General features: G+C 59.5%; 20 protein-coding genes. 9 read left to right on the top strand and 11 right to left on the bottom strand.

Features of this window, described 5'->3' with window-relative positions; translation table 11 throughout:
• Window positions 1-9 precede the first annotated feature (9 nt).
• From DIT71_RS03985 to DIT71_RS03960, 6 genes are all read right to left on the bottom strand, one after another.
• The gene (locus tag DIT71_RS03985) at window positions 10-918 is read right to left on the bottom strand and encodes a hydroxymethylglutaryl-CoA lyase (RefSeq protein ID WP_114611922.1); all 909 of its coding nucleotides are present in this window, start codon (window positions 916-918) and stop codon (window positions 10-12) included.
• Entirely contained in the window at window positions 918-2,921 is a 2,004-nt protein-coding gene (locus tag DIT71_RS03980) for an acetyl/propionyl/methylcrotonyl-CoA carboxylase subunit alpha (protein ID WP_114611921.1), read from the bottom strand. The genes DIT71_RS03985 and DIT71_RS03980 overlap by 1 nt, the downstream gene beginning before the upstream one ends.
• Complete coding sequence (locus DIT71_RS03975; protein ID WP_114611920.1) at window positions 2,921-3,727, bottom strand: enoyl-CoA hydratase-related protein; 807 nt, start codon at window positions 3,725-3,727, stop codon at window positions 2,921-2,923. Before DIT71_RS03975 ends, DIT71_RS03980 begins: the two co-directional genes overlap by 1 nt.
• Window positions 3,728-3,741: 14 nt before the next feature.
• A complete protein-coding gene (locus DIT71_RS03970) occupies window positions 3,742-5,349 on the bottom strand; it encodes a carboxyl transferase domain-containing protein (RefSeq protein ID WP_114611919.1) in 1,608 nt (535 codons plus the stop codon).
• A 187-nt stretch (window positions 5,350-5,536) separates the two neighbouring features.
• Window positions 5,537-6,703, bottom strand: a complete 1,167-nt coding sequence (locus DIT71_RS03965) for an isovaleryl-CoA dehydrogenase (protein WP_114611918.1) — start codon at window positions 6,701-6,703, stop codon at window positions 5,537-5,539.
• A gap of 69 nt (window positions 6,704-6,772) precedes the next feature.
• Complete coding sequence (locus tag DIT71_RS03960; RefSeq protein WP_114611917.1) at window positions 6,773-7,231, bottom strand: MerR family transcriptional regulator; 459 nt, start codon at window positions 7,229-7,231, stop codon at window positions 6,773-6,775.
• Between the two features lie 185 nt (window positions 7,232-7,416).
• Between DIT71_RS03960 and DIT71_RS03955 the strand changes: the two genes are divergently transcribed.
• From DIT71_RS03955 to DIT71_RS03940, 4 genes are all read left to right on the top strand, one after another.
• A complete protein-coding gene (locus DIT71_RS03955) occupies window positions 7,417-9,045 on the top strand; it encodes an acyl-CoA synthetase (RefSeq protein ID WP_114611916.1) in 1,629 nt (542 codons plus the stop codon).
• A 189-nt stretch (window positions 9,046-9,234) separates the two neighbouring features.
• Complete coding sequence (locus DIT71_RS03950; protein WP_114611915.1) at window positions 9,235-9,996, top strand: SDR family NAD(P)-dependent oxidoreductase; 762 nt, start codon at window positions 9,235-9,237, stop codon at window positions 9,994-9,996.
• A 32-nt stretch (window positions 9,997-10,028) separates the two neighbouring features.
• Complete coding sequence (locus tag DIT71_RS03945) at window positions 10,029-11,180, top strand: acyl-CoA dehydrogenase family protein (RefSeq protein WP_114611914.1); 1,152 nt, start codon at window positions 10,029-10,031, stop codon at window positions 11,178-11,180.
• Window positions 11,181-11,356: 176 nt separating this feature from the next.
• Entirely contained in the window at window positions 11,357-12,538 is a 1,182-nt protein-coding gene (locus DIT71_RS03940) for a thiolase family protein (RefSeq protein ID WP_114611913.1), read from the top strand.
• A gap of 12 nt (window positions 12,539-12,550) precedes the next feature.
• Here the strand turns inward: DIT71_RS03940 and DIT71_RS03935 are convergent, their stop codons facing one another.
• A complete protein-coding gene (locus DIT71_RS03935) occupies window positions 12,551-13,555 on the bottom strand; it encodes an AraC family transcriptional regulator (RefSeq protein ID WP_114611912.1) in 1,005 nt (334 codons plus the stop codon).
• A gap of 115 nt (window positions 13,556-13,670) precedes the next feature.
• On the opposite strand from DIT71_RS03935, the gene DIT71_RS03930 reads away from it, so the two are divergent.
• The gene (locus DIT71_RS03930) at window positions 13,671-14,555 is read left to right on the top strand and encodes a chemotaxis protein (RefSeq protein WP_114611911.1); all 885 of its coding nucleotides are present in this window, start codon (window positions 13,671-13,673) and stop codon (window positions 14,553-14,555) included.
• Between the two features lie 12 nt (window positions 14,556-14,567).
• On the opposite strand, the gene DIT71_RS03925 is transcribed toward DIT71_RS03930, so the two are convergent.
• The gene (locus tag DIT71_RS03925; protein ID WP_114611910.1) at window positions 14,568-15,371 is read right to left on the bottom strand and encodes a GntR family transcriptional regulator; all 804 of its coding nucleotides are present in this window, start codon (window positions 15,369-15,371) and stop codon (window positions 14,568-14,570) included.
• 202 nt (window positions 15,372-15,573) lie between these two features.
• On the opposite strand from DIT71_RS03925, the gene DIT71_RS03920 reads away from it, so the two are divergent.
• Window positions 15,574-17,271, top strand: coding sequence for an L-lactate permease (locus DIT71_RS03920; protein WP_114611909.1), 1,698 nt, complete (start codon window positions 15,574-15,576; stop codon window positions 17,269-17,271).
• Window positions 17,268-20,078, top strand: coding sequence for an FAD-binding and (Fe-S)-binding domain-containing protein (locus DIT71_RS03915; RefSeq protein WP_114611908.1), 2,811 nt, complete (start codon window positions 17,268-17,270; stop codon window positions 20,076-20,078). Before DIT71_RS03920 ends, DIT71_RS03915 begins: the two co-directional genes overlap by 4 nt.
• On the opposite strand, the gene DIT71_RS03910 is transcribed toward DIT71_RS03915, so the two are convergent.
• A complete protein-coding gene (locus DIT71_RS03910) occupies window positions 20,072-21,145 on the bottom strand; it encodes a mechanosensitive ion channel family protein (RefSeq protein ID WP_114611907.1) in 1,074 nt (357 codons plus the stop codon). The genes DIT71_RS03915 and DIT71_RS03910 overlap by 7 nt on opposite strands.
• 129 nt (window positions 21,146-21,274) lie before the next feature.
• Between DIT71_RS03910 and DIT71_RS03905 the strand changes: the two genes are divergently transcribed.
• Both DIT71_RS03905 and DIT71_RS03900 read left to right on the top strand, forming a co-directional pair.
• On the top strand, window positions 21,275-21,949 hold the full coding sequence (locus DIT71_RS03905; RefSeq protein ID WP_114611906.1) for an NAD-dependent epimerase/dehydratase family protein: 675 nt from the start codon (window positions 21,275-21,277) through the stop codon (window positions 21,947-21,949).
• A 12-nt stretch (window positions 21,950-21,961) separates the two neighbouring features.
• On the top strand, window positions 21,962-22,606 hold the full coding sequence (locus DIT71_RS03900; protein WP_114611905.1) for a hypothetical protein: 645 nt from the start codon (window positions 21,962-21,964) through the stop codon (window positions 22,604-22,606).
• A 63-nt stretch (window positions 22,607-22,669) separates the two neighbouring features.
• Here DIT71_RS03900 and DIT71_RS03895 read toward each other — a convergent pair whose 3' ends face one another.
• Both DIT71_RS03895 and DIT71_RS03890 read right to left on the bottom strand, forming a co-directional pair.
• Window positions 22,670-23,773 (bottom strand): PilT/PilU family type 4a pilus ATPase, encoded by a 1,104-nt coding sequence (locus DIT71_RS03895; protein WP_114611904.1) that lies wholly within the window; start codon window positions 23,771-23,773, stop codon window positions 22,670-22,672.
• Between the two features lie 23 nt (window positions 23,774-23,796).
• Entirely contained in the window at window positions 23,797-26,013 is a 2,217-nt protein-coding gene (locus DIT71_RS03890) for a GspE/PulE family protein (RefSeq protein WP_158538949.1), read from the bottom strand.
• Between the last annotated feature and the right edge of the window lie 70 nt (window positions 26,014-26,083).

Raw genomic sequence — 26,083 nt, 5'->3', positions numbered from 1 at the left:
CCCATTTGTTCATTTGCAGTTGCCGCCTAAGGCTTGTCCTACTTTGGAGCCGTTGTGGCGGTTTAGCTGTTGGCTGATCCATTCGCCGGTTGCTACCAGTTTGTCGAGATCGACACCCGTTTTTATACCTAATCCGTTCAGAAGGTATAGCACGTCTTCTGTGGCCACGTTGCCGGAGGCGCCCTTCGCATAGGGACAGCCGCCGAGGCCGGCGACCGACGCATCAATAACGGCAATGCCTTCTTCCACGACGGCGTACAGGTTTGCCAGGGCCTGGCCGTAGGTATCGTGGAAGTGGGCGGCCAGTTTTTCCATGGGCACTTCGGCGGCGACGGCTTCGAGCATGCGTTTGGCTTTCAATGGGGTGCCTACGCCGATGGTGTCGCCAAGAGAGATTTCGTAGCAGCCCATTTCGGCCAGGGCTTTGGCGACTCTGGCGACCTGTTCGGGGGCGATGTCGCCTTCGTAGGGGCAGCCGAGAACGGTGGAGACGTAGCCGCGGACCGGAATATGGTGCTGTTTGGCCGCTTCCATCACCGGCAGGAAGCGTTCGAGGCTTTCGGCGATGGAGCAGTTAATGTTTTTCTGGCTGAAGGATTCGGACGCAGCGCCAAAGACGGCGACTTCGTCTGCCCCGGCTGCCAGGGCGTTTTCGAAGCCCTTCAGGTTGGGGGTGAGTACGGAGTAGCGAACACCGGGTTTGCGTTTGATGCCGGCCATGACGTCGGCGGCGTCACCCATTTGTGGCACCCATTTCGGGGACACAAAGCTGGCGGATTCGATGTGGTTGAGGCCACAGTCAGCCAGGCGTTCGATCAGGCCGGTTTTGATACGGGTTTCGATGACCTCGCCGGGTTCGTTTTGAAGACCGTCCCGGGGGCTCATTTCAACCAGTCTTACTCGGTCGGGAAAGGCCATCAACCTGCCTCCTCTTCCGCGTCTGCAGTAACTTCAATGGCGATCAGCTCGGCACCTTCGGAGACCTGGTCGCCTTCCACGAAGAAAATCTCGGTCACTATGCCATCCGCCGGGGCCTTGATGGCGTGTTCCATCTTCATGGCCTCCATGATTACCAGGCTCTGGCCGGCGGTGACCTTGTCGCCCACCTTCGCCTGGACTGCCACGATGGCGCCGTTCATGGGAGCGGCGAGGCTGCCTTCGCCGGCCATTTCCTCAAAACCGTAGGTTTCCCGGTAAACGGTGCACTGGAAGGTATCGCCTTCATAGAACAACACCAGCTGATCGTTGTGCAGGTTGCCGTGGATGCTGATGCGATGGCCGTTTATCACCGCCTGCAGGAAGTCGTCGTCCAGGCGGGCGGTGAGGTTGTACACGCTGTCCCCAACGAACACCTGGTAGCGGTCGTCCCGCTCCAGCACTTTGAGTTCGTGGATCTCGTCACCCACCTGCAACTGCAGTGGTTGGGCGTATTCGGAGTTCATGCGCCAGCTGTTCTGGCGGCCGAACGGCGACCAGGGGTCGGTGCTGATCACTTCCCGGGACTTGCGCTGTTCCAGCACGAAGCCGGCGGCCAGTACCAGGGCCTTGTGGGTATCGAGCTTGGATTTCGGGAACAGCAGCTCCCGGTGATCCTCGATAAACCCGGTGGTCAGCTCCGCTTCCCGGAATGGCTGGGCATCGGCCAGGGCGTGGAGGAAGCGGATGTTGGTCTTCACCCCGGCGATGCGGTAGTGCTCCAGGGCCTGGACCATGCGGTTGATGGCCTGGTCCCGGGTTTCGTCCCACACGATGAGCTTTGCGATCATCGGGTCGTAGTGGATGCTGATGTCGTCGCCCTCGGTGACGCCGGTATCCACCCGTACATGGGCGCTTTCATCGGGGGTGCTCAGGTAGCGCAGGTTGCCGGTGGCGGGCAGGAAGTCCTGGTCCGGGTCCTCGGCATAAATACGAGCTTCCAGGGCGTGGCCGCGGGTTTTTACCTGGGACTGTTCCAGCGGCAACGGGTCACCCCAGGCCACTTTCAGTTGCCATTCCACCAGGTCCTGGCCGGTGACCATTTCAGTCACCGGGTGCTCGACCTGCAGGCGGGTGTTCATCTCCATGAAGAAGAAGGAGCCGTCCACGTCGTAGAGGAATTCCACGGTGCCGGCGCCCACGTAGTTGATGGCCTGGGCGGCCTTTACCGCCGCTTCGCCCATGGCTTTGCGGGTTTCGTCACTCAGGCCGGGAGCCGGAGCCTCTTCCAGCACTTTCTGGTGGCGGCGCTGAACGGAGCAGTCGCGCTCCGCCAGGTAGACGCCTTTGCCGCTCTTGTCGCAGAACACCTGGATTTCCACGTGGCGCGGCTGGGTCAGGTAACGCTCGATGAGCATGTCCGGGTTTCCGAAGGCGTTCTTGGATTCCCGTTTGGCGGCAGCCAGAGCATCGTCAAACTCTTCCATGCGCTCAACGACGCGCATACCCTTGCCACCACCGCCGGCGACGGCTTTCAGCAGTAGCGGGAAGCCGCATTTTGCGGCCTCTTTGCGCAGGGTGTCCGGGGACTGGTCGTCACCATGGTAACCGGGCACCAGGGGCACGCCAGCCTTTTCCATGATGGCCTTGGCGGCGGATTTGGAGCCCATGGCCGCGATGGCCGAAGAAGGCGGGCCGATGAACACCAGGTTGTTGGCTTCACAGGCTTCGGCAAACTGGGTGTTCTCGGAGAGAAAACCGTAGCCGGGATGGATGGCCTGAGCGCCGCTTTGCTTGGCGATTTCGATGATCTTGTCGGCTTTCAGGTAGCTCTCGGAGCTGGGCGCCGGGCCAATGTTGAAGGCCTCGTCTGCCATGGCCACGTGCCGGGCATCGGCATCGGCATCGGAATAGACGGCGACGCAGCGGATGCCCATGCGATGGGCGGTCTGGATGATCCGGCAGGCGATTTCACCGCGATTGGCGATTAAAATTTTACTGAACATTATTCTTCCTCCGGAACCCAGTTGGCTTTGCGCTTGTTCAGGAAGGCGCTGAGCCCTTCCTGGCCTTCGGCACCCACCCGGATGTCCGCGATGCGTTGTGCAGTGTCGTCGATGACGTCTTTGGCAATGACCTTGTGGCTGACGGCGAACACCAGGTCCTTGGCGGCTTGCATGGCCTCGGGGCCGTTAAGAGCAAGCTGCAGAAGAAGCTCGTCGCAGCGGCGTTCCATGGCGGCTACGTCGTCACACACTTCGTGCACCAGGCCGAACTGTTCGGCCTGGTGGGCGGTGAATACTTCGGCGGTGATGAAGTAGCGCCGGGCCTGGCGTTCGCCGATGGCACGCACCACGTAGGGGCTGATCACGGCGGGAATCAGGCCCAGCTTCACTTCGCTCAGGCAGAAGCTGGCTTTCTCGGTCGCCAGCACGATGTCGCAGCAGGCGGCCAGGCCGACGGCTCCCCCGAAGGCGGCCCCCTGTACCAGGCCGATCACCGGTTTGCCGAGGTGGTTGAGGGTGTTCATCAGCCGCGCCAGCTCCTGCGAGTCGTCCAGGTTCTCCTGGCGGCTGTTGTCAGCCATGCGGCGCATCCAGCCCAGGTCTGCCCCGGCAGAGAAGTGTTTGCCCTCGGAGCGCAGGATCACGATGTTGGTGTTGTCGTCGGCGTTCACTTTTTCCAGCGCGTTGATCAGTTGCTGGATGATAACGTCGTCGAAGGCGTTGCGTTTGTCCGGGCGGTTCAGCACCACTTCGGTAACGCCGTCGGCGCGGCGATTGAGCAGAACTGCTGTTTCCTGATCGGTCATGGCGTTCTCCTCCGTCACATGCGGAACACGCCGAAGCGTGTTGGCTTGGCCGGGCGATTGAGGGTGGCGGACAGGCTCAGGGCGACCACTTCGCGGGTCTGCGCCGGGTCGATCACGCCGTCATCCCACAGGCGGGCGCTGGCGTAGTAGGGGTGACCCTGGTGTTCGTAGGAGTCGACGATGGGCTTCTTGAACTGTGCCTCTTCGTCCGTGCTCCATTGCTGGCTCTTGCGCTCCATGCCTTCGCGCTTGACGGTTGCCAGCACGCCGGCGGCCTGTTCGCCGCCCATCACCGAGATGCGGGCATTTGGCCACATCCACAGAAAGTCCGGGCTGTAGGCGCGGCCGCACATGCCGTAGTTGCCCGCGCCAAAGGAGCCACCGATCAGTACGGTGATCTTGGGCACTTCGGCACAGGCCACGGCCATGACCATCTTGGCGCCGTGCTTGGCGATGCCTTCGGCTTCGTGTTTCTGGCCCACCATGAAGCCGGTGATGTTCTGCAGGAACAGCAGTGGGATGTTGCGCTGGCAGCACAGCTCAATAAAGTGCGCGCCTTTCTGTGCGGACTCGCTGAACAGGATGCCGTTGTTGGCGATGATGCCTACCGGGTAGCCGTGAATATGGGCGAAGCCGGTGACCAGGGTCTGGCCGTAGTAGCGTTTGAATTCGTCGAATTCGGAACCGTCGACAATGCGGGCGATGACGTCCCGCACGTCGAACTGTTTGCGCAGATCGGTGCCCACGATGCCGTAGATTTCTTCGGCATTGAACAGCGGCGCCCTGGGCTTGCGGATCTCCACGTCCGCCGGTTTGCGGCGGTTGAGGTTAGAGATGCAGCGGCGGGCGATTTCCAGGGCGTGGGCGTCGTTTTCGGCGTAGTGGTCGGCCACGCCGGAGACTTTGCAGTGTACGTCGGCACCGCCCAGGTCTTCGGCGCTGACCACTTCACCGGTGGCGGCTTTGACCAGTGGCGGGCCGGCCAGGAAGATGGTGCCCTGATTGCGCACGATGATGGATTCGTCGGCCATGGCCGGTACGTAGGCACCGCCGGCGGTGCACAGGCCCATGACCACGGCGATCTGGGGAATGTCGTCGGCAGACATACGGGCCTGGTTGAAGAAAATGCGGCCGAAGTGGTCGCGGTCCGGGAAGACTTCGTCCTGCCGTGGCAGGTTGGCGCCGCCGGAATCGACCAGATAGATGCAGGGCAGGCGGTTCTGCAGGGCGATTTCCTGGGCCCGCAGGTGTTTTTTTACCGTCAGCGGGTAGTAGCTGCCGCCTTTGACCGTGGCGTCATTGGCGATAATCATGCATTCGGTGCCGGAGACGCGACCCACGCCGGCAATCACGCCGGCGGCGGGGACTTCTTCGTCGTAAACGTTGTAGGCGGCGAACTGGCCCACCTCAAGGAAGGGAGAGCCGTCGTCCAGGAGGCGGTTGATGCGCTCCCTCGGGAGCAGTTTGCCGCGGGCAATGTGGCGCTCCTGGTAGGAGGGGCCTCCGCCCTGCTGGATTGTGGCGACTTTGTCCCGCAGGTCTGCCACGGCTTTTGCCATGGATTCCTGGTTGGCCTGGAATTCTTCGGACCTTGGGTTGATCTTGCTTTGGAGTGTTGTCATAGATTTCTAGTCCGTGCGTCTTAGTCCGTGCCTCGGCACTGGTGGATGGGGCTTCCGGAACACGCCGTTAATACGCCCATGTAGGCTCGTAAAAAACATCCCTGTTTTTTACGGTTCCGGAAGCCCCGCCCACCAGCGCCTTGATATGCATGGGTGCTGGCTGCCGGCATTCCTGCAGCTATTGCCCTCAGTTGTTCAGGTACAGCTCGCGGCCGATCAGCATCCGGCGGATTTCGGACGTGCCGGCGCCGATTTCGTAGAGCTTGGCATCCCGCAGCAGGCGGCCCGTCGGATATTCGTTGATGTAGCCATTGCCGCCCAGCAGCTGGATCGCATCCAGGGCCAGTTTGGTGGCCATTTCCGCGGAATACAGAATCGCACCGGCGGCGTCTTTTCTGGTGGTGTTGCCGCGGTCGGCGGACATGGCGACCATGTAGACGTAGGATTTGGCGGTGTTCATCCAGGTGTACATGTCGGCGACTTTGCCCTGGACCAGTTCGAATTCGCCGATGGCCTGGCCGAACTGTTTGCGTTCGCGGATGTAGGGAACCACTACATCCATGGCGGCCTGCATGATGCCCAGCGGGCCGCCGGCGAGGACCAGGCGTTCATAGTCCAGGCCGCTCATGAGTACCTTGGCGCCGTTGCCGAGGCCACCCATCACGTTTTCCTTGGGGACTTTTGCGTCTTCGAACACCAGCTCGCAGGTGTTGGAGCCGCGCATGCCCAGTTTGTCCAGTTTCTGGGCCTGGCTGAATCCCGGGGTGTCGCGTTCGACGATGAAGGCGGTGATGCCACGTGGGCCTGCAGCCGGGTCGGTTTTGGCGTAGATCACGTAGACGTGGGCGTCGGGGCCGTTGGTGATCCACATCTTGCTGCCATTGAGCACGTAGTGGTCGCCGGCGTCTTTGGCGCTGAGTTTCATGGAGATCACGTCGGAGCCGGCGTTGGGTTCGGACATGGCAAGGGCGCCGATATGTTCGCCGCTTATAAGCTTGGGCAGGTATTTTTCTTTCTGCTCGTCGGAGCCGTTGCGGTTGATCTGGTTGACACACAGGTTGGAGTGGGCGCCGTAAGACAGGCCCACGGAGGCAGACGCGCGGCTGATTTCTTCCATGGCGACCACGTGTGCCAGGTAGCCCATGCCAGAGCCGCCGTAGGCCTCGTCGGCGGTAATGCCCAGCAGGCCCATGTCACCGAACTTTTTCCACAGGTCGTTGGGGAACAGGTTTTCCCGGTCAATATCTTCGGCACGGGGAGCTATGTCTTTCGCGGCAAACCCGTTGATCTGCTCGCGCAGCATATCTACCGTCTCGCCGAGGCCGAAATTGAACTCTGAGTATTGTGCTTTCATTGTTGGCTACCTTTTGATCTTCGCAGAGAGTTGGCTGACAAGGTGAGTGGGCAGGACTTGTCATTCCCGTTACTTCTGTTCGACTGGTTGTGGTTCTTCTTTTATTTGTGCTTTTTGTATTTTTGTCTGTTCACGCTTTTTCTTCTGCAGATCGGCAAGCGCTTCGCGGCATCTTGCCTCTGCCGTATCCATTTCCATTTCCGCCTGGGCAATGTCGTTTTTCTGCTGTTCCAGTTGTGCCCGCTTGTTGGCCAGGGTGTTCAGCATCAGCAGGAGCTGCTTTTCGTTACCGCTGAGGGTTTCGTCCCACAGGTCGAACAGCTCCTTGGTTTCCGACAGGGAAAAGCCCATGCGTTTGCCCCGCAGGATCAGCTTCAGGCGTACCCGGTCTTTCGAGCTGAAGATGCGGGTCTGTCCGCGCCGGGTGGGGTGGAGCAGGCCCTGGTCTTCGTAAAAACGTACGCTTCGGGTAGTGACGTCGAACTCCTTGGCGAGCTCGCTGATGCTGTAAGTTTTCTTGATGTCCATGGCGGTTTCCTTTTTAAGACTTAGGTTAGATAAAGTTTACGTAAACGTAAAGTATTTTCAGGATCGAATTCGAATGGTGGGCAGAAAAAATTTTCGGCGTATGGTGGAAGTGTCAAAACCGGTCCGTTGCCCTATAGTCATGGGGACAGGATAACAATCCAGAACAACAACATCAGGAGACCTGTATGGCTTCGATCTTTGATCAGGGCCTTGCGCCCACCGATGCAAACCACGCGCCCCTGACACCGCTGGATTTCCTGGTGCGTACCGCCAGCGTGTATCCGGAATATCCGGCCGTGATTCATGGCAAAACCCGCCGCAACTGGCAGCAAACCTACGAACGCTGCCGGCGTCTTTCATCCGCCCTGTCTGTGAAGGGGGTGGGCAAGGGGGATACGGTGGCGGCGATGCTGCCCAATATTCCCGAGATGTTGGAGTGCCATTTCGGTGTTCCCATGCTGGGTGCGGTACTGAATGCCCTTAATACGCGTCTGGACGCGAAGACCATTGCCTTCATGCTTGAGCATGGCGAGTCCAAGGTGCTGATTGCAGACCGGGAATTTGGCGACGTTATCAATGAAGCTGTGGCGCTGCTGGATAACCCGCCGCTGGTAATTGACGTCAACGATGCAGAATTTGGCGGCGCTGGTACCCGGGTGAGTGACCTGGATTACGAGGACTTCCTGGCCAGTGGTGATCCCGAATTCGAATGGCAGATGCCTGGGGATGAGTGGGATGCGATTTCGCTGTGCTATACCTCCGGCACTACCGGCAACCCCAAGGGCGTTGTCTACCACCATCGCGGAGCCTACGAAAATGCCATGGGCAACCAGGCGGTATGGTCCATGGGCATGCACCCGGTCTATCTGTGGACGCTGCCGATGTTCCACTGCAACGGCTGGTGCTTTCCCTGGACCATCACCGCCTTCGCCGGCACCCATGTATGCCTGCGCAAGGTGGACCCGGAGAAGATTCTGCAGCTGATCAGTGAGCACAAGGTCAGCCATATGTGCGGCGCGCCCATTGTCCTGAACACCCTGCTGGGCGCGTCGGCGGCGTTGAAATCCAGCTTCAGCCACACCGTGCAGGCAATGACAGCCGGCGCCGCGCCTCCGGCCAAGGTGATTGAAGCGATCGAGGAAATGGGCATCCAGGTGACCCACGTTTACGGCCTCACGGAAGTGTATGGCCCGGTCACCGTGTGCGCCTGGAAATCCGAATGGGACGACCTGCCGGTGGAAGACCGGGCCCGCATCAAGGCGCGCCAAGGGGTCCGTTACCACACCCTGGCTGGCATGATGGTGGGGGATCCGGACGGCATGGAAGCGGTGCCGAAAGACGGCAAGACCATTGGCGAGATTTTCCTGCGCGGCAACACGGTGATGAAAGGCTACCTGAAGAACCCTGATGCCACCGCTGAAGCCCTGCGGGGCGGCTGGTTCCATACCGGAGACCTGGCAGTCTGGCATGCCGACGGCTATGCCGAGATCAAGGACCGTCTGAAGGACATCATCATCTCCGGTGGCGAGAATATTTCCACCATCGAAGTGGAGGACGTGCTGTACCGCCATCCGGATATTCTGGAAGCCGCCGTGGTGGCCAGGCCCGATGAGAAATGGGGCGAGACGCCCTGCGCCTTCGTGACCCTGAAGCCGGAAGCCGGGGATGTCAGTGAAGATGACATCATCGCTTTCTGCCGGGAGCGGATGGCCAAGTTCAAGGTGCCCAAGACCATTGTGTTCAGCGAACTGCCGAAAACATCCACCGGCAAGATCCAGAAGTTTGTGCTGCGGGACGACGCCAAAAAGCTCTGACCGCTTGCTGTGAGCGCCGGGGCCGACAGGTGTGTTGGCCCCGGCGTGTCAATTTTTATCAAATTTCCTGCCCGGTTATGTCATGGCGCCCAGGAGGTGACTAAGACAGACTGACTGCCTATCCAAATTCGAACTGTTCGCCAGCTGGCCCCGGGGCTGAGCTGGCGGTGCTGATATCAGGAGACAATCATGGAATTTCAAGGTGTACCAGCCATCGTAACCGGTGGTGCTTCAGGCCTTGGCGAGGGCGCAGCCCGCGCGCTGGCAGCTGCCGGCTGCAAAGTGGCCATTTTTGACCTGCAGAAAGAGCAGGGCGAAGCGGTCGCAAAGGATATCGGGGGTGTGTTCATTGAGTGCGACGTGTCCTCCGCTGAAAGCGCCGAAGCCGCGGTAAAAGCCGCCCGCGACGCCCACGGCCTGTGTGGCATTGCCGTCAACTGTGCCGGTATTGCGCCCGCCGCCAAGATCCTGGGCAAGGAAGGGCCCATGCCCCTCGAGAACTTCAACAAGGTTATCCAGGTCAACCTGATCGGCACCTTCAACATCATGCGCCTGGCTGCCGCCGACATGGCCCAACGCGAGCCCAACGCCGATGGCGAGCGGGGCGTGGTGATCTCCACCGCTTCCGTGGCCGCCTTCGAAGGCCAGATCGGCCAGGCCGCCTACAGCGCCTCCAAGGGCGGCGTTGTTGCCATGACCCTGCAGTCCGCACGGGAGCTGGCGCGGGAAGGCATCCGCGTGAACACCATCGCACCGGGCATCTTCATGACCCCGATGATGGCGGGCATGCCCCAGGAAGTGCAGGACAGCCTGGCCGCCACACTGCCGTTCCCCAAGCGCCTGGGCAAGGCCGAGGAATTCGGCATGCTGGTAGACCAGATGGTGCGCAATCCGATCCTTAACGGCGAAGTCATCCGCCTCGACAACGCCCTGCGAATGGCGCCCCGCTAATAATGGTGCCCCAGCAATTGAAGGAGACAACCATGACCAGCGTTGTTGATAAAGAAGAGCTCGAAATGTTCCGGGAGTCCGTCATCAAGGCCCTGGAAACCGAGGTGATTCCCCATTACGAAGCCTGGGAACACTCCGGTATCGTACCCCGGGAACTCTGGAACACCCTGGGCAACGCCGGCATGCTGTGCGTCGACGTACACGAAGACTGGGGCGGCTGCGGCGCGCCCTTCCTGTACTCCGTTATAGTGGGCGAAGAAATGGCCCGCATGGGCTTTGGCGCCCTGTCCACCAACGTCATGGTGCACTCCGACATCGTCGCCCCCTACCTCAGCCACATCGGCAACGAAGAACAGCGCCAGTACTGGCTGCCGAAAATGGTCTCCGGTGAAGCCGTGGGCGCCATCGCCATGACCGAACCGGGCGCCGGCAGCGACCTGCAGGCCATGCGCACCAGTGCGGTGAAAGACGGGGATGACTACATCCTCAACGGCTCCAAAACCTTCATCACCAACGGCCAGCACGCCGACATGGTCATCGTTGCCGCCAAAACCGACCCCAAAGCCGGCGCCCGGGGCATCAGCCTTTTCCTGGTAGACACCTCCCTGCCGGGTTACAGCAAAGGCCGCAACCTCGACAAAATCGGCCAGCATTCGGGTGACACCTCGGAGCTGTTCTTCTCCGACATGCGCATTCCCGCCTCGGCATTACTGGGTGAAGAAGGCCAGGGCTTCATGTACCTGATGCGCGAACTCCCCCGCGAACGCCTGGTCATCGGTGCCCTGGGTGTAGCCGCAGCCCGCGGCGCCCTGGACCTGACTATCACCTACGCCCAGGAGCGGGAACTGTTCGGCCAGAAACTGGCCCAACTGCAGAACACCCGCTTCGAAATCGCCCGCATGGAAACCGACTGCCGCGTCAACCGCGCCTTCGTCGACGAATGCATCGCCCTGTACGAAAAAGGCGAACTCGACGCCGCCACGGCTTCCATGGCCAAGTACAGCGCCACGGAGATGCAGTGCCGGGTGGCAGACGGCTGCCTGCAGTTGTTCGGCGGTTACGGTTACACCAGCGAGTACCCGATTTCGAGAGCGTTTATCGATGCGAGGGTACAAAGAATCTACGGCGGTACATCCGAGGTGATGAAAGAAATCATCGCGAGATCTGTTTTAGGAAAAGCGTAAACACAAGCTTTAATTAGGCCAGAAGATAACTCATAAGTTGGAGGCCAAGTAGCGAACCCCGGGACGGGACCGAAAAAACACGGATGTTTTTTACGAGCCTACAGGGATGTATTCACGGCGTGTCCCGGCCCGGGGTTCGCTACTTGGCCCGCCCCCGAATCAAGAGGACTAAAACCATGAGCAACACAGAAGTAGTCATAGCAGGCTCCGCCAGAACCCCAATGGGCGGAATGATGGGCGACCTGAGCTCCGTGCGTTCCCCGGACCTGGGCGCCACCTCCATCAAGGCGGCTATCGAAAGAAGTGGCCTGCAGCCCGCCGACATCCAGGAAGTCATCATGGGCTGCGTACTGCCCGGTGGCCTTGGCCAGGCGCCGGCACGCCAGGCCTCCCGCGCCTCCGGCATTCCTGATTCCAGCGGCTGCACCACCATCAACAAAATGTGCGGCTCCGGCATGCAGGCCGTGATCATGGCCCATGACCAGATCAAAGCCGGTACCAACAGCATCATGATTGCCGGCGGCATGGAAAACATGAGCCAGGCGCCTTACATGCTGCCCAAGGCCCGCGCCGGCTATCGCATGGGCCACGGTCAGATCATGGACTCCATGTTCCTCGACGGCCTTGAAGACGCCTACGAAGGCGGCCTCATGGGCGTATTCGCCCAGCGCACCGCGGACAAGTACGATATCAGCCGCGAAGCCATGGACAATTTCGCCATTGCCTCCCTTGAGCGCTCGCTGGCGGCCATCAAGAACGGCGGCTTCGCCGACGAAATCACTGCCGTGACCGTCTCCGGCCGTGGTGGTGACACCGTGGTTGATACCGACGAACAGCCCGGCAAAGCCAGGCCTGAAAAGATCCCCCAGCTCAAACCGGCTTTCGCCAAAGACGGCACCGTGACCGCCGCCAACTCCAGCTCCATCAGCGATGGCGCCTCCGCCATGGTGCTGGCCAGCCGTGAAGAAGCCGAGAAGCGCGGCCTCACACCCCAGGCCCGCATTGTCGCCCACGCTACCCACGCCCGCCTGCCGGCCGAGTTCACCCTCGCGCCCATCGGTGCCATCGAAAAGGTACTGAAAAAGGCCGGCTGGAGCCGCGACGACGTGGACCTGTTCGAGATCAACGAAGCCTTTGCCGTGGTCACCCTGGCGGCCATCAACGAGCTTGGCCTGGACGCCGACAAGGTCAACGTCCATGGCGGCGCCTGTGCCCTGGGTCACCCCATCGGTTCTTCCGGCTCGCGGATCATGGTTACCCTGATCAACGCCCTGAAACAGCGTGGCCTCAAGCGCGGCGTGGCGTCCCTGTGCATCGGTGGTGGTGAAGGAACAGCGGTAGCCATCGAACTGCTGTAAACAGCGAGAAAACTACTGGTCCTGCTTGCGGTAGGCCAGTGGGCTGAGCCCGGTCCAGTGCTTGAAGGCACGGGAAAAGGCGCCGGGCTCGGCAAACCCCAACTGTAACGAAATCTCGGATACCGTCAGGTTCTGGCGCGTGAGCATGATCACCGCCTGGTCCCGCCGCAGGTTGTCCTTGATCTTCTGGTAGGAGCTGCCTTCTGCCTTCAGTTTCCGCGACAGGGTATGAGCCGTCATGTGCAGGTGTCCGGCCATCTGCTCCTGAGTGGGTAATCGCTCCTCTTCGAGATTTTCCAGGCTCTGGCGTACCCGGGTGGTAACACTGTCATCCTCGTCTGTCCAGATCAGCAGATTGCGGGGAGACTGCGCGATGAACTCGTCGAGCTCGGCGGGCGTTCGTGTTACCGGCATGTCCAGGTAGTTGCGGCTGAAAAACAGGCTGTTACGGTCGCGATTGAAGGTGCACTGGCAGGGGAACACAAAACGGTACTCGTCGAAGTGGCCGGGAAGCCCGTGCTGAAAAGTGGCATGGCTGAGCACGATCTTGCGGCCAATCAGCCAGCCAATCAACCGGTGCCATACCAGCAACAGCCACTCCACCAGGAAATTGTCCGGGTCCAGCTCCGGGCGACGATGGGTGATGCTCAGCTCTACCTCCTCGCCGCCGGTGTCCAGTTCGATCACGATGTCGTCGGAGAACAGCCGGTAACAGCGAATGCTCTGGCGGATGACCTCCTCCAGGTTATCGCTGTGCACAGCCAGTGATCCCATCAGATGAAAGTGCCCCACGCGGCAGGGTTGTGCGGTGCGGCCCATGAATTCGTCATCCAGCTTGCCCCACACCAGGCGGAACAGACGTATGAACTGCTCGGTGGGCACACGCGCCCGCGGCGAGTGCACAAAGTCCGGGTCAATGCCGTTTTTGCGCAGCAGTTCATCGGAATAACCTCCCGCCTTCTCCAGGCCGAACAGGACGGACCTGGCGTAGTGGGAAGAGAAGGTCAGGTTCTTCATCGGGCGTTCATCTCGGGTAGGCGGCCGGCTGCAAAATCTTACAATTTGAGGCGGGCCGGCGTGTTATTGTCGGCCTGATACATTTTTCGCAAAGTTCCAGACAGGTTACAAGGTTATGGCCGAGGGCACCAAGCACCCCCAGAAACTGTTGCTGTTCTATCTGACAAGTCACAGGCCTTTCGGCCTTGGCACCCTGAAAATCCGCGAAATCATGCCGTTTGTTCCGCTGACCAGGCTGCCCCACAGCCATTCGGCGGTGGTCGGTACCATGAGCTTCCGGGGCTCGGCGGTGCCGGTCATTGACATGGCCGCAGCCGTTGGTTATCCGCCACTGACGGCGGAAGAGCGCAAGACCGCGTCGATTATCGTGACCGACATTCAGCGCAGGGAAATCGGCTTTCTGGTTCGCAGCGTGCGGAAAATTGTCGAGACTGAATGGAAAGATGTCATGCCTCCGCCGAAAAGCCTCGGCGACCGGGCTTTCATTACCGGACTGGTGACCATTGAGGACCAGATCGTTCAGTTGCTGGATGTGGAGCTGCTGCTGGCGCGGGTGTATCCGGAGTCCGTTGATCCTGGCGAGGTGGTGCTGACGGACGTACAGCGTGAGACCCTGAAAGGCCTGAATATTCTCCTGGTCGACGACTCCCAGGTGGCGCGGAAGCAGTTGTCCGATGCCCTGGACAGCAAGGACGTCACCTATTTTGTCACCACCAACGGCCAGGATGCGCTGGATCTGATGATAAATGCCAATAGCGACGGCCGGCCCATCGATATCCTGGTGAGCGACATCGAAATGCCCGGTCTGGACGGCTACGAGCTGACCTTCAACGTGCGTGACAGCAGTTCCCTCAACCAGCCTTATATTATTCTTCACACCTCGCTGAACAGCGAAATGAGCGTAAGCTACGCCAAACAGGTGGGGGCTGACGAGGCGCTGACCAAGTTTGATGCAGAAGAGTTGCTGCACGCCATTCTCAGGGGCGCAGAGCGCGACTGAGCTTTATTGTTGTCAGGCGGGTTTGCCGGCTTCGGCTTCGGCTGCCGCGCCCGGGCTGCTCCGGCGCAGGGACGTTTCCATCCTTCGGTCATTTTCGTGCTTTTCGGACAACACGTGCTGGGCGTACTGAATGTGTTGCCCGGCGAAAAACCGCGCGTCATCGGCGCGCCCCTCGATAATGGCCTCGAACAGCAGGCGATGCTGTTCCGTGAGCTCGCTTCGAGTTCGCTTTTCCCTGGCGTACATGCCGCCAATGTTGGTGACCACGTTGGTTTTCAGCAGGCTGAACAATCCCCGGATGGTGTGCAGCAAAATGATATTGTGGCTGGCTTCGGCGATGGCCAGGTGGAATCGCGCGTCGGCTGACCCTTCCTCGCTCAGGTCACTGCTGGCCTCTGAGGCGTAGCAGGCCTGCAGGGTTTCGTAGGCGGTTTTCAGGTGGGCCTTGTCTAGCGCCGTCGCCCGGAGTGCGGCGTAGTAGGCGCAGTCGGCTTCCAGGGTGCGGCGGTATTCCAGCAGGTCTTTCTGGGCGTCCGGTCGATTTTCCAGCAGTGTGATCAACGGGTCGGTAAAGCTCGACCCCAGCGATTCCGACACATAATGCCCGCCGCCCTGGCGGCTGACCAGCAGCCCCTTGGTCGCCAGCCTCTGTACCGCTTCGCGCAATGACGGGCGAGATACCCCGAACCGTCCGGCCAGGGTGCGCTCAGCCGGAAGCCGCTCCCCGGGCTGCAGGGTGCCTTCCAGAATCATCTTCTCCAGTTCCTCGACGATGCTGTCTGCGAGGCGCCTTGGTGCAATCCGTCCTATGCTCATTATTGTCCTGATGTGGTCTTACCAATTGTTAATTATGAAGGGCAAAGGGGCAAAAGATAACCCGCAACCCCATCAACGCGACTAATGTCTAAGAATTTTGTTTTGAAGTCCCCGCAAAGATCCCTTATCTTGTTTTCCCGTCATTGTAAATTGGTATTACCAATTACCCAAATTGCCCAACAAAAAAATCCAGGAGCCTCCGATGTCGCCCGGTCTTCTCGCGTTACTGGCCTTCACCCCCATTCTGCTGGCGGGTATTTTGCTGATCGGGCTGCGTTGGCCCGCCCGGCGCTCCATGCCCATCGTGTTCATTGTCACCGCGCTTATCGGCCTGACGGCCTGGGACATGTCCTTCAACCGTATTGTGGCTTCAACCCTGCAGGGGCTGGGTATCACTATCGGCTTGCTGTGGATTATTTTCGGTGCAATCCTGCTGTTGAACACGCTGAAGCATTCCGGTGGCATTACCGCGATAAGGGCGGGGTTTGCCAATATCAGCCCGGACCGCCGTATTCAGGCGATTATCATCACCTGGCTGTTCGGCTGTTTCATCGAGGGCGCCTCTGGTTTTGGTACCCCCGCCGCCATCGCCGCGCCGTTGCTGGTCGCCATCGGTTTCCCGGCCATGGCCGCGGTCATGCTGGGCATGATGGTTCAGAGCACACCGGTTTCCTTCGGCGCCGTGGGTACCCCGATCATCGTGGGCGTGACCACCGGCCTGGATAAGGCCACCATCTCCGAAAGGCTGGAAGCGGTTGGTGCCAACTGGGATGCCTATCTGCAGCTCATTACTTCCGATGTTGCCATTATTCACGCCATCGTTGGCGTGTTCATGCCCCTGTTCATGGTGATGATGATGACCCGTTTCTTCGGCAAAAACCGGAGCTGGCGCGAGGGCCTTGAGGTTCTGCCATTTGCCCTGTTTGCGGGTCTTGCGTTCGTGGTTCCCTATGCCATTACCGGGGTCGTTCTGGGCCCCGAGTTCCCGTCCCTGCTGGGTGGCCTGATCGGCCTTGCCATTGTGACCACCGCCGCCCGCAAAGGCTTCCTGTTGCCCAAGACCAACTGGGATTTTGCCCCCAGCAAAGAGTGGCCCTCGGAGTGGCTGGGCACCATTGAAATGAAACTGGATGAGCTGACCAAGAAGCCCATGAGTTCGTTCCGCGCCTGGTTGCCCTATGTGCTGGTGGGCGTGGTGCTGGTGATCAGCCGCACCGTTGCCCCGGTCAAGGACGCTTTCACTTCGGTCTCGGTGGGCGTCACCAATATCCTCGGTGAAGCCGGCATCAGTGCGAGCTTCCAGCCTCTGTATCTGCCGGGTGGCATTCTGGTGATGGTAGTGATTGCCACCTTCTTTATTCACCGCATGCAGGTGAAAGAGCTGACTGCGGCCGTTCGCGAGTCCAGTGGCGTACTTCTCAGCGCCAGTTTCGTGTTGCTGTTTACCGTGCCGATGGTTCGTATCCTGATCAATTCGGGCGTCAATATGTCGGATCTGCCCAGTATGCCGATTGCCATGGCGGCCTGGGTGGCAGATACCGTCGGCGGCATCTATCCGTTGCTTGCGCCAGCGGTAGGTGCCATGGGGGCCTTCCTTGCCGGCTCCAACACCGTATCCAATATGATGTTCAGCCAGTTCCAGTTCGGCGTGGCCGAGGGCCTGGGGCTATCGACGGCGCTGATTGTGGCGGCACAGGCTATTGGTGCTGCGGCCGGCAACATGGTCGCCATTCATAACGTGGTGGCTGCGTCGGCGACTGTGGGGCTGCTGGGCAAGGAGGGGCAGACCCTGCGCAAAACCATATGGCCCGCCCTATACTATATTCTGTTTACCGGGTTGATTGCGCTGGCAGCGTCCTATCTGCTCGGCGTGACTGATCCACTGATGGGAGCCTCATGAGTCTTTCCCCTGAAGCCCTGGCGGCAATAAAAGAGCTGATTCCGCATCAACGGGTGTTTAACGACCCGCTGTCGACCCTGGCCTATGGCACCGACGCCAGCTTTTACCGGCTGATTCCGGGTGCCGTGGTCAAGGTGGAGAGCGAGGAGGAAGTGGTCGGGGTGCTGAAGATCGCCCGGCGCTTCGCGGCACCGGTTACCTTCCGGGCGGCTGGCACCAGCCTGTCCGGCCAGGCCATCAGCGACTCCATCCTGCTGGTGCTGGGTGATCAGTGGCGGGATCACGAGATTCGCAACGGCGGCCGTCAGATCCGGCTGCAGCCCGGGATTATTGGCGCCCAGGCCAACGCCTGGCTGGCGCCCTACGGTTACAAGATCGGGCCTGACCCTGCGTCCATCAATGCCTGCAAGATTGGTGGTATTGTTGCCAACAACGCCAGTGGCATGTGCTGCGGCACCGCCCAGAATACCTATCATACCCTTGCCAGCATGCGGCTTGTGCTGGCGGACGGGGCTGTGGTGGACACCGAGGACTTCGCCAGCGTGAAGGTCTTCCGGGCCAGCCATGGAGCATTGCTTTCGGAACTGGAGCAGCTGGCGGCCCAGACCCGGGCCAACACCGAGCTTGCGGATCGCATCCGCCACAAGTATCGGCTGAAAAACACCACCGGTCTCTCGCTCAACGCCCTGGTGGACTACAGCGACCCCCTGGATATCCTCACCCACCTGATGGTGGGCTCTGAGGGCACCCTGGGTTTTGTCAGCTCGGTCACCTACAACACCGTGCCGGATTACCCCAACAAGGCCACGGCTCTGCTGGTGTTTACCAATGCCGACAGCTGTTGTCGGGCGGCTGCGATGCTGCGCTCCCAGCCGGTTGACGCCGTCGAGCTGCTGGACCGGCGAAGTCTGCGCTCGGTTGAGGACAAACCCGGCCTTCCGGAGTGGATCCACGGGTTGTCGGACGATGCCTGCGCGTTGTTGATTGAAACACGGGCGCCTGACCAGGCGTTGTTGCAGGAGCAACTGGTTCGGATCAAGGCCGCTTTGGCTGAGTTCAGGGTGGAAGAAAAAGTGGACTTCACCACCGATCCGCAAGTGTCTGACCTGCTGTGGGCCATCCGCAAGGGGACTTTCCCCGCCGTGGGTGCGGTACGGCCGATCGGCACCACGGTGATTATCGAAGATGTGACCTTCCCCCTCGACCAGCTGGCCGAGGGCGTGAAGCGACTTCAGGCGCTGTTCGTAAAACACGGCTACGACAACGCCATCATCTTCGGCCATGCCCTGGAAGGGAATCTTCACTTCGTATTTCCCCAGGGGTTTGATGATCCCGATGAAGTGGCCCGCTACGACGCCTTCATGAAAGACGTCTCGCAACTGGTGGCGGTTGAATTCGGTGGCTCCCTCAAGGCGGAGCACGGTACCGGCCGCAACATGGCACCCTTTGTGGAGCTGGAGTGGGGGCACGATGCCTGGCAGTTGATGTGGGAGATCAAGGGCCTGCTGGACCCGGAAAACCTGCTCAATCCGGATGTGGTTCTTTCCCGCGATCCGGACATCCACCTGAAAAACCTGAAGCCGTTGCCCGCCGCCGATCCGCTGATTGATAAGTGTATCGAGTGCGGTTTCTGCGAGCCGGTGTGCCCTTCAGAGGGGCTGACACTGTCGCCACGCCAGCGCATTGTGATCTGGCGTGATATCCAGGCTAAAAAACGGGCCGGAGAGGACACTTCCGAGCTGGAAGCCGCCTACCAGTATCAGGGTATTGATACCTGCGCCGCCACGGGCTTGTGCGCCCAGCGCTGCCCGGTGGATATCAATACCGGCGACCTGGTGCGCAAGTTGCGGGCCCGGAAAACCGGTCACACCGGCACAGCCAGCTGGATGGCGAATCATTTTCAGACTGTGCTGAGTGGCACACGCTTCGTGCTTGCCATGGCATCCGGCGCGGAAAGACTTCTCGGCGCCCCGAGGCTGGCAAAACTGAGCGCAGGGATGAGTAAAGTCTCGGGGCAGCGGCTGCCGCAATGGGACCCGTCCATGCCCCAGCCCATCCGCTTTGTGCCGCCAGTACCGGTAGCGGACAGTGACGCGCCACGGGTGGTTTATCTCCCGGCCTGCGTCTCCCGGGTCATGGGTCCGGCCAGTGGCGACCCAGAACAGACGACACTGCAGGATAAAACCCGCCAGTTGCTGGAGAAGGCCGGTTACCAGGTGATTCATCCCCAGGGGCTGGATGCTCTTTGCTGCGGCCAGCCTTTTGCCTCCAAGGGTTATCCGCAACAGGCGGACCGCAAGCGAACGGAACTGCTGGATGCACTGCTGGCGGCCAGCCGTAACGGCCAGGACCCGGTGTACTGCGACACCAGCCCCTGCACCCTGCAGATTCAGGAGGCAGCCCGTGAGCTGGGCCTGGACCTGTATGACCCGGTGAAGTTCATCCGTGAAAAGCTGGTGGATCGCCTGGTGTTCAGGCCTGAAGAGACGGCAATCGCAGTCCATGTGACCTGCAGCACCCAGCATCTGGGTGAGTCACAGGGTCTGATCGACATCGCAAGGCGCTGCAGCACCAATGTGGTGATCCCGGAAGATATTCACTGCTGCGCCTTTGCCGGTGACAAGGGGTTCAACGTGCCGGAACTGAACAGTCACGCCCTGCGAACGCTGCCCCGTCAGATAGACGGCTGCGAAGAAGGAATCTCCACCAGTCGCACCTGTGAGATTGGCCTGAGCCGCCACGGCGGAATTGATTATCACGGGCTGGTCTATCTGGTGGACCGGGTAACCGAAGCTGCACCTCACTGATCGGGCTGATCAACAAGCCTTGCACGGACGCGGGGCAGCTGGTCAGGGAACTGCTCCTGGATAAAGGTGATCATGCCTTCACGAATGGCGCAACGGAGATCCCACAGCCCCGAGGAGTCCTTGGCGCTCATCAACAGGCGAACCTCCATATTGGTGTCGCCGGCATCGGTTACCTGAACCGTTGCGGTGTTTCCGTTCCACTGCGGTGACTGTCGCAGCAAGCGGTCGTATTCAGTCCGCAGGGGTTCAATGGGCATGGAATAGTCCACGTGCAGGAACACCGGCCCCGTCAGTTCCGTGTCGTTTCGCGACCAGTTCTGGAACGGGTTCTCGATAAACCACTGCAGGGGCACCACCAGCCGCCTCAGGTCCCAGACCCTCAGCACCACGTAGGTTGCCGTTACCTCCTCCACCCAGCACCACTCGCCCTGTACGTGCAGTACGTCGTCTATGCGGAAAGGCTGGGTCAGGGCGATCTGCATGCCGGCCAGCAGGTTGCTGAGCACCGGTTTGGCGGCGAACCCCAATATGATGCCGCCAACACCTGCGGAGGCCAGCAGGCTGCCACCAAGGTGTTGAACCGGCTCGAAGGTCATCAGGGCGGCTCCCAGCCCGAGGATGATGACAAGGATGTTCAGAATTCTGACCAGAAACCGTGTCTGCGTTTCCACCTTGCGGGCCCGTTTCCACTGGCCCTCCAGAACCGGGTTCATGGCAACAATGACATTACCGATAGCGGAGGTGCATCGGACCAGCGCCCAGGTAACCGCAATAATCAAAAACAGGGTTGCTGCATGCTGGATATGGTTTAACCACAGCAAGTCCGGGGAGAAGGTCTCCAGGACGCCGTTGAGAACCAGCAGCGAAATGACAATGCCCAGCGCCGTCTCGGAAGCATCAAGAAACAATCGCGGAACGGTCTTGCTGCGGGTGAGCCGCTTGATGATCGCCAGCACACCTTCGTAAATCAGGAAGGTAAAAACAAGGGAAAGCAGGGCCGTTATGCCGGGCCGCAGCCAGTCTTCAAGGCCAGCCTTCAACATGTTCAGGGTTTCAAAATCAGTCATGGGCAAAGGGCGTTGAGTCAGCTTTAGAGTGCAGTCAGTTTAAACTGCTTTTTCGCATCGTGATATGGTTGCCATCTGTCTTCCGGCACTAGACTGTAGTCATGAAAAGCCGCGGCTGAGGATTATGTTATGAAAGTGATGCTATTGGGGGCGACCGGCCTTACGGGCGGCAAGGTGCTGGAAGGGCTTCTTGCGAAAGAGGAGGTTTCAGCCGTGGTTGCCCCGGTGCGACGGCCGATTTCGCTGAGCCATGAGAAACTGGAACAGCACGAGATGGATTTTGACCGCCTGGATGAACACGGCGACCTGTTCGCGGTGGATGCCATCATCTGCTGTCTGGGCACCACCATCAAGAAGGCCGGCTCCCGGGAGCAGTTCCGCAAGGTGGATTACAGCTATCCACTGAAGGCCGCGGAGCTGGGCCGCGCCAGGGGCGCAAAGGCGTTTGTATTGATGTCTGCCATTGCCGCCTCGTCGTCTTCCACGGTTTTCTATAACCGCGTGAAAGGGGAACTGGAAGATGATGTAAAGGCGCTGGGCTATCCTGAACTTGTTATTTACCAACCCAGTCTGCTGCTGGGTAACCGACAGGAACAGCGCACCGCAGAAGCCCTGGGAATGAAGGCCATGCCATGGGTTAACCGGGTACTGATCGGCCCGCTGGAAAGGTTCCGCGGTATCAAGGCGGATACCGTAGCCAGGGCGATGGTCAACGAGGTGTGTGGGCTCGCCGGGGAAAGCCCGGCGGAGCCGGTGGTCCGGGTACATGAGTATCCGGACATTGTGGCGCTGGCGACGACTTGATCAGGAGGTCGGATGGATTACATCGCACCTGTAAGCAGCGCGGTCATGGCCGTGGTCTGGATCATCTATTTCCAGTTGTTCTTTCTCCAGTACAGGCGCAATAACCGCCCCTATCTGGTGATTCACCACGCCCAGAACGAGAATCCCGATGCCTTGTGCCTGCTGGTGAACATGGGCAAGGAAACCGTGCATGTGCAGTGTGTGCAGGTGGTTCTGCACACACGGGCGGGTGAAGAGAAAACGCTGACGGTCACCGAGTATCGCCGGGTCGGGGCGGACGACAGCAACGTACACCAGGTGTTGCGGCAGGGACCTTTGCAGGCCGGTGGCTACCTGGTGCTGGGGTCGTTTCGTAATATTATTCTGGGCCGGCGAAGTGAGGACAGTGACACTGATAGTGATTACCTGTTTGAAGACATTGTCGCTGTCGAGATACGCGCTGCGGTGGTTCATGGTCCCAGCCGGTACCCCGTTGGTGTTCGTCGGAGCTTCCGGCTAGAGCACGAGGGGGGACCGCAGATATTCCCCCACAACATTCACAGCGAACAGCTTACCCGCCGCCGCGACCGGCACGAAGTGCGCCGCTGGATCGAGTCAGAGCTCAGTCCTGAGCGCAAAGGACAGGAAGAGTCTGATAGCTCGGATCAGTCGCGTTGATACTGACGCAGGAGTTGAATCTCTTGGGTGGCGTCGAGCAAGGCACTTGTTTATCAGCAGGCCTCAGCTCTGGTCAATACTGAATTGACTGTCTCCAGAGTCCAGGTTGCCATGCTCAAGCCGTATTTTCACTTCCAGGTTGTGGCGGGAATCTGCATTGGCCAGCGCTTCTTCCTGAGTGATTTTGCCCTGGTGGTAAAGTTCGAGAATGGCGTGATCGAAGGTTTTCATCCCCTGTTCCGGACTCTTCTCCATGATCTCTCCAATGCCATCAATCTCACCCTTGTTGATCAGATCCTTGATATAGGGGCTGGCAAGCATGACCTCAACGGCTGCCGACCGCTTTCCGTCTGTACCCTTGAGCAGGCGCTGAGACACCACTGCTTTCAGGTGCATGCTCAGATCCATGAATAGCTCCCGGTGGGTATTTTCGGGGAAGAAATTAACAATTCTCCGCATGGTCTGATCCACATTGCTAGCATGCAGTGTGGCAATGCAGAGGTGGCCGGTTTCGGCGTAGGTGAGGGCGTGTTTCATGGTTTCCCGGTCGCGGATTTCGCCGATCATGATAACGTCTGGCGCCTCTCGCATTGCCCGGCGCAGGGCTTCGCTGTAGGAGTGGGTGTCTACACCCACTTCCCGCTGGTTGACCACGCTGTGCTTGTGATTGTGGATATACTCAATGGGGTCTTCAATGGTGAGTATATGCCCGGTTTTGTGGCTGTTGCGATGGTCAATCATAGCAGCCAGGGTTGTCGATTTTCCGGAACCGGTTGCTCCAACCACCAGGACCAGCCCCCGGGGTTCCATGATCAGTTGTTCCAGTACGTTTGGCAGACCGAGCGCCTCAATGGTGGGTATTTCGGTCTTGAGATGGCGAATGACCATGGCCACCTCCCCCCGCTGCCAGAAAACGTTGACCCGGAATCGCCCAATGTGGCTGAGCCCAACGGCCATATCCAGCTCCAGGTTTTTCTCGAACTCGCCGCGCTGCTTGTCGCTCATCACTGAGTACGCCAGCTCTTTCACGGCACCCGCCGGTAAAGGTTTCTGGGTGATTGGACCGGTTTTGCCCTCGATCTTGAGCATCACCGGCGCGCCGGTAGAGAGGTAGAGGTCAGAGGCTCCTTTATCGGCCATGACTTTGAGATAGGCGGGCAGTTCCATGAAACCTCCTTGGGTCGTCCAGATCAGGAAAGGCGGATACGGTAAACTTCGGCGACAGAAATGCTGCCATCCCGGGCTTTGCTCAGTGCGTGACTTGTGAGTGCTGTCATCCCGGATGCAAGCGCCTGTTTCTCCAGTTCATCCACTGAGGTTCCTGAAACAATCATGTTTCGTAATTCCGGGGTAAGAACCATCAGTTCGTAAACTGCCAGCCTGCCGGAAAACCCGGTTTCATGGCAGCTGTGGCAACCTTTCCCCTTGTAGAACACTTCGTTGTTGCCGATGCCGAGGGTTTCGCGAACCCATGGATCCACAGCTTCCTCTTCGGTGCAGTGGGGGCATGTGCGTCTCACCAGCCGCTGGGCCAGAACACCGTTGAGTGTCCCGCTTATGAGGTAGTCCTCGATGCCCATATCGATCAGTCGCATCACGGTGCTGGCTGCGCTGTTGGTGTGCAGCGTGCTTAACACAAGGTGGCCGGTGAGTGCGCTCTGCACGGCAATCTGTCCGGTTTCCCGGTCTCGTATTTCACCCACCATAATGATATCGGGATCGTGGCGGAGCATGTTCCGCAGAGCGCTGGCAAAGGTGAAGCCCGCCGGTTCATTAACCTGCATCTGTTCGATGCCATCCATATGATACTCGACGGGGTTTTCCACCGTCAGGATGTTTACGCTCTTGGAGCGCAATTGGTGCAGGGCCGCGTACAGCGTAGTGCTCTTTCCCGAACCGGTTGGCCCGGTAATGAGCAACATGCCCTGGTTGCGATGGATCAGGTCAACAAATTTCTTCCGATCCATCTCTGAGAAGCCCAGATCATCCACCGACTTGAGTCCCTGTTGGGTATTCAGGATCCGGATGACAACGCTCTCGCCCTGGATGGTGGGCATCACCGAGATTCGCAGATCTACGTCGTGTTTTTCCCATCGCACCGAGGCACGCCCGTCCTGGGGTGTCCGGCGCTCAGTAATGTCCATACCACCAATAATCTTGATCCGGCTGACCGCGGCTGGCAGCATCCCTTTGTTGAAGCGTTTGATGGGAATCATGTCGCCATTGAGGCGGTATAATAGCTGGACATAATCCTCTCGCGGACTCAGGTGGATATCGGAAGCGTTCTGGCGGATGGCGTCACGGATGACTGAATTCACAAACCGTATTACAGGCTTTTCCTGGCCGAGTTTCTCGATAGCCTGCCGGTTGGGCTGATCGGATGGCGTTTCGACCAGTTCCATTTCCAGCTCCTCAGCAGCCTCCTGGCTTTCCGCCGCGCCGTAATAACGATCGATTTCACGGCCCAGCTCGGTTTTCGGTGCCAGGGCGTACTTGACGGGATAGCCTGCGAGGAAGTTCAGGATGTTCAGCGCCTCGGCATCCGAGGGGTTGCTCAAGGCAACAACAAGATGGCGCTCCTGAAACATAAGCGGCAGAATGCCCAGTCTCGCAGCGGTGGTGGCAGGGATGAACTTAATAGCCTTGGGATCGATATCGAACTCGTCCAGGCACACGAAAGGAACACCGAGCTTGTAGGCCAGCGCGCGCTGGACGGTTTCTTCCGAGACCAGTCCCATGTCGATCAGGACCTGACCTATCGGGCGCGTAGGATCCGAACGCTTGCGGTGCAGCGCAATATTCAGCTGCTCGCTGTCAAGAATTCCGCACTGGACAAGGATATCACCGATGGTTTTTCTGAGGGTTCGGTCGTAGCCGGTCCGGTCAATGGTTTTTCCTCGCTCCAGCGCATCCGACAGCTGCCGTGAGTTAACCACTTCCAGAAGACCCAGGGAGAGAGGGGCGTTGTCTTTTTCTGCCGGGCCGGCCAGGTCATCATCACCTGGAATTCCGAGTGGCTTGTCTTCTGACTCTGGCCCGGCTTGAACCGGAACATGACCGAGCCTATAGGTCTTGATGGCCTGCCACGGGATAAATCGTTCGACCAGATTAACCGTGTCAGAAGCATGCCATACTTCGACGCCGTTAGGGGTAACGACCGCTGACATCATGGTGCCGCTGAGGGTCTGACCATTGACAAGGTTGACCACGTAGTTCTGGAACTCTTGACGCTTGCCCAGCTGGCTGGCGTGCAGGGGCCGGTCTATGTGCGCAATCAGTGGCCATTGGATGGCTATAGGACTATTGTCTTTGGCTGTCAGATCAATTCGCCCGGAATTGGGCTTCCAGGCAGAGACGGTGCCAACGCGCTGATGACCGTCGAGATAGTAAATCGTTGCCCGGACCACGGGAACTCCCATTAGCAGATTGATAGCTTTGCTACAGTGTAGTGGTGACAGAGTTGATGTGTCGCCAAAT

Origin of the sequence: Marinobacter vulgaris (genome assembly GCF_003344045.1) — a bacterium.
GTDB classification, from domain to species: domain Bacteria; phylum Pseudomonadota; class Gammaproteobacteria; order Pseudomonadales; family Oleiphilaceae; genus Marinobacter; species Marinobacter vulgaris.
The sequence above is the reverse complement of the archived record's forward strand: the minus strand, read 5'-3'. Positions and strand labels throughout refer to the sequence as shown.